At 46.8% G+C, this 4,420-nt stretch carries 4 protein-coding genes and 1 pseudogene; all 5 read left to right on the forward strand.

The window, feature by feature from the left end; translation table 11 throughout:
• Window positions 1–75: 75 nt before the first annotated feature.
• Window positions 76–1,068, forward strand: coding sequence for an ABC transporter ATP-binding protein (locus tag SIN01_RS14055; protein WP_047035479.1), 993 nt, complete (start codon window positions 76–78; stop codon window positions 1,066–1,068).
• The gene (locus tag SIN01_RS14060; protein ID WP_010026085.1) at window positions 1,065–2,033 is read left to right on the forward strand and encodes an ABC transporter ATP-binding protein; all 969 of its coding nucleotides are present in this window, start codon (window positions 1,065–1,067) and stop codon (window positions 2,031–2,033) included. Before SIN01_RS14055 ends, SIN01_RS14060 begins: the two co-directional genes overlap by 4 nt.
• A 63-nt stretch (window positions 2,034–2,096) precedes the next feature.
• Window positions 2,097–3,101 (forward strand): ABC transporter permease, encoded by a 1,005-nt coding sequence (locus tag SIN01_RS14065; RefSeq protein ID WP_010026084.1) that lies wholly within the window; start codon window positions 2,097–2,099, stop codon window positions 3,099–3,101.
• Between the two features lie 57 nt (window positions 3,102–3,158).
• Window positions 3,159–4,058 (forward strand): ABC transporter permease, encoded by a 900-nt coding sequence (locus tag SIN01_RS14070; RefSeq protein WP_010026083.1) that lies wholly within the window; start codon window positions 3,159–3,161, stop codon window positions 4,056–4,058.
• A 102-nt stretch (window positions 4,059–4,160) separates the two neighbouring features.
• Window positions 4,161–4,420 (forward strand): annotated as a pseudogene (locus SIN01_RS14075) (ABC transporter substrate-binding protein); the annotation flags it as partial.

Raw genomic sequence — 4,420 nt, forward strand, 5'->3', positions numbered from 1 at the left:
TTTCTTGTCAAAAGATATTACACGAATGGAACAAGATGATATAATAGCCAAGTATGAGGAGGTGAATTGTTAAAAATGAGTGACCCAGTATTGAAGGTTGAAGGATTGAAGACCTCTTTTTTCACAGATGATGGCGAGGTTCCTGCAGTCGGCGGAATTGACTTCGAAGTAAAAGAAGGAGAAATTCTTGGCATCGTCGGCGAATCCGGTTGCGGAAAAAGTGTGACCTCGCTTTCTATCATGGGGCTGCTGCCCTCACCTCCGGGAAAGATTGTCGGAGGACATATCTATTATCAAGGTGAAGACATCAGTCAGGCGAAAGAATCAAAAATGAGAAAACTGCGTGGAAACGAGATTGCGATGATCTTTCAAGAACCGATGACCTCGCTTAATCCCGTTTTTACAATTGGCGAACAACTCGAGGAAGCCATAAAATTACACAATCATCGTTTACCAAAAAAAGAGATTGTGAATCGTTCGGTAGAACTATTAAAACGTGTCGGTCTGCCAAGAGCAAAGGAATTGCTTAAAGAATACCCTCATGAACTTTCCGGAGGGATGCGTCAGCGTGTGATGATCGCGATCGCTATGTCCTGTAATCCGAAAGTTCTGATCGCTGATGAACCGACAACGGCGCTGGACGTGACGATTCAGGCGCAAATTCTTGACTTGATGATCAAACTGAATAAGGAAACCAACACGGCGATCATTATGATCACCCATGATTTAGGCGTTGTCGCGCAAATGTGTCAGCGAGTCGTCGTGATGTATGCGGGCAAAATTGTTGAAGAAGGTCCGGTTAAGGATATCTTCAACCATCCACAACATCCGTACACGGAGGGATTGATTCAATCAATTCCTGATTTGCACGGAAAAAAGGAACGACTCTACACCATAAAAGGCAGTGTGCCAAAGCCCGGATCTATCACGAAAGGGTGTCTGTTTGCGCCGCGCTGCGAATTTGTTATGGATAAATGTCGGGAAAACACCCCGGAATTATCCGGAGGCGCGCATAAATCACGTTGCTTTCTTCATCAGGAGCAAGGCAGAAAGGAAGTCCGCACATGAGTGAATCGCTGTTACACGTTGAGAATCTCAAAAAATATTACCCAATTACTGGCGGTAAATTTGGACGAGTATCCGAAACCGTCCGTGCTGTCGACGGCGTGAGTTTTTCGGTTCGCGAAGGTGAAACACTAGGGATTGTCGGCGAATCAGGGTGCGGAAAGTCGACGACCGGTCGGATGATCATGCGCTTGATTGAGCCAACAGAGGGAAAAATCGTGTTTCAAAATCGAGATCTTATGAATCTCTCAAAAAAAGAGATGCGAAAAGCGCGCAAAGACATTCAGATGATTTTTCAGGATCCGTTTGCTTCTCTGAATCCTCGTCATACTGTTGAACATATCATTGAAGAACCCATGATTGTGCATCACATCGGAGATCGAAAGCAGCGCAAAGCACGCGTTGAAGAATTACTGGAACTTGTCGGATTGAGCAGTTACCATGCAAAACGCTATCCGCATCAGTTCAGCGGCGGACAGCGCCAGCGGATCGGTATTGCGCGTGCCCTCGCTGTACGTCCTAAGGTGATCATTGCCGATGAACCGGTTTCTGCGCTCGATGTTTCGGTACAGTCTCAAGTGTTGAATCTGCTTAAAGACTTGCAGGAAAAGTTTCACTTAACTTACATTTTCATTGCTCATGATTTAAGTGTGGTCCGTCATATCAGCGACCGGGTTGGCGTGATGTATCTCGGCAAACTGGTTGAACTCTCAGAGAGTGAGCAGCTGTACGATGATCCGAAACATCCGTATACAAAAGCGCTGCTCTCTTCTGTTCCCGTGCCGAATCCGAATGTACAAACGGAGCGAATGATCCTGCAAGGCGATGTCCCAAGTCCTGCACATCCACCGGCAGGCTGCAGTTTTCATGACCGCTGCCCGTTTGCAATGGATATCTGTTCTAAAGAACGGCCGCATTTGAAAAAGCTTGAAGACGGCAGGCTGGTTTCTTGCCACTTATATGATTAAACCAGGCAGCAGCAATTTCGCAAGCAGCACCAGCTGCCGCTGCTCAAAGAGAGGTGAATACATATGTTCTATTATTCCGTGAAACGCGTGCTGATGCTGATTCCGGTTCTGCTTGGTATGACACTGATTGTCTTTGCGATCATTCACGCCATTCCGGGGAATCCGGCACTGACCATTCTCGGCACAAAAGCATCACCGGAAGCTGTGCGACAGTTGAATCAGTCATTGGGACTGGATAATCCTTGGTATGTTCAATATTTTTCCTATTTGAAAGATATTTTGACTGGAGATTTGGGAACGTCGATTCAGACCCATTCGCCGATCGCTAGCGAGATTTGGCCGCATTTAGCTGCAACGATAGAGCTGTCGTTTGTCGCAATGATCATTGCGATTGTTGTTGGGATCAATGCCGGAATTATCAGTGCCTGGAAACAAAATTCGGTGTTCGACTATACGGCAATGATCCTAGCGCTTATCGGTGTGTCGATGCCGGTGTTCTGGCTCGGGCTGCTCGAACAATGGGGCTTCTCAATAGAATTGGGATGGCTGCCGTCAATCGGCCGCGACGATATCCGTAACGGTGTCGATCCAATCACGAATCTTTATTTGATTGATACTCTGCTGCGTGGACGTCTGGACCAGTTCTGGATGGTCATTCGTCATATGATTTTGCCATCCATCGCCTTGGCAACCATTCCAACGGCAATCATCGCACGAATGACACGCTCCAGCATGCTTGAAGTGCTGAAATCCGACTATATTCGTACCGCGAAGGCAAAAGGGCAGCGGATGGTTTGGATCGTGTACAAATACGCGTTAAAAAATGCGTTTATTCCAATTTTAACGGTGATCGGACTTCAGACCGGACTGCTGCTTGGCGGTGCGATTTTGACGGAAACGATCTTTGGCTGGCCGGGTGTCGGTTTGTATATCTATAACGCCATCCAGTACCGCGATTATCCGGTGATCCAATCCGGTATTTTGATTATTGCCTTCATTTTTGTCATGGTCAATTTTATTGTCGATTTGCTTTATGGACTCATTGATCCGCGTATCAAGTACAAATAAGCCAAAGATATTGGAACGAATCTTTAAACACGAATTGAGAAAAAGGAGGTGTCAAGAATGCCGCAAACGGCTCAAGTACATGTTGAAACGCATGCAGTTAAAGAAAGAAGCCCATTTGTGAACGCAATCCGCGAGTTTTGGAAATCCTATCGCAAGAACAAACCGGCTTTGTTTGGGACAAGCATTATCCTTGTCTTTATTCTTCTCGCCATTTTTGCCAATTTCATTGCGCCTCAAGGGATCAATGATCAAAATATAGGCAATAAACTGCAGGCGCCCTCAGCAGCACATTGGTTCGGCACGGATGATTTCGGCCGCGATATTTTCAGTCGCATCTTATTTGGCGCACGTCTTTCGCTGCGTGTTGGATTTCTCTCGGTGATCGGATCGATTGTTGTCGGAACCCTGCTTGGTATTCTGGCCGGCTATTTTGGGAAAGTACTGGACGTTATCATTTCGCGTCTCTTTGATATTTTGCTCGCTTTCCCAAGTATCCTGCTTTCGATTGCGATTGTTGCTATTCTCGGACCGTCGCTTAATAATGCATTGGTTGCGATCGCAATTGTCAACGTACCGGTGTTTGGCCGACTTGTGCGTTCGCGCGTGCTGACGGTAAAAGAGGAAGAGTATGTTGTTGCTGCGCGCTCGATCGGTATGGGCGACATGCGCATCATTTTCCATCATATTCTTCCGAACAGTATTGCACCGATTATTGTACAAGGAACATTGAACATTGCGACTGCCATTCTCGATGCCGCTGGTTTAGGGTTTCTGGGAATGGGAGCCGAGGCGCCGCTTCCGGAATGGGGCAAGATGCTGTCCGATTCAAGGGAATATATTCAGAACGCGCCATGGACCGTACTGTTTCCGGGGCTTGCCATTGTCCTTGTCGTCGTTGGGTTCAACCTGATCGGCGACGGGCTGCGCGATGCGCTCGATCCGCGGATGAAAAACTAAGGTTACAAATTCCGAGTATTTCCATTGTTTTCTTGTGAAATAGTCAGATTAGCTGTACAATATTTAAGATTTGTTTTAGAAATATAGATTAGGGGGATCACAATGAAAAAGAAGTATTACAGCGCAGCAGTTGCACTCATTCTATCACTTGCGCTTGTGCTGACCGGTTGCGGCAGCAGCGGCTCTTCAAGCAATTCAGACGCAAACAAGACGCTTGTCTTTGGCCGCGGTGCAGACACAACATCGCTTGACCCGGCTGTGGTTACAGACGGCGAATCATTCCGTATCTCGCAGAATATCTTTGAAACGCTCGTTTCTTATGACTATAAGAATCAGTCGACAAAGATCAAGCCAGGTCTTGC

Source organism: Sporolactobacillus inulinus (assembly GCF_006539285.1).
Lineage (GTDB): Bacteria > Bacillota > Bacilli > Bacillales > Sporolactobacillaceae > Sporolactobacillus > Sporolactobacillus inulinus.

Bases quoted from the DNA above. Each gene is read 5' to 3' on its own strand.
- SIN01_RS14055 (WP_047035479.1), top strand. From the start codon at position 76: ATGAGTGACCCAGTATTGAAGGTTGAAGGATTGAAGACCTCTTTTTTC.
- SIN01_RS14060 (WP_010026085.1), top strand. From the start codon at position 1,065: ATGAGTGAATCGCTGTTACACGTTGAGAATCTCAAAAAATATTACCCA.
- SIN01_RS14065 (WP_010026084.1), top strand. From the start codon at position 2,097: ATGTTCTATTATTCCGTGAAACGCGTGCTGATGCTGATTCCGGTTCTG.
- SIN01_RS14070 (WP_010026083.1), top strand. From the start codon at position 3,159: ATGCCGCAAACGGCTCAAGTACATGTTGAAACGCATGCAGTTAAAGAA.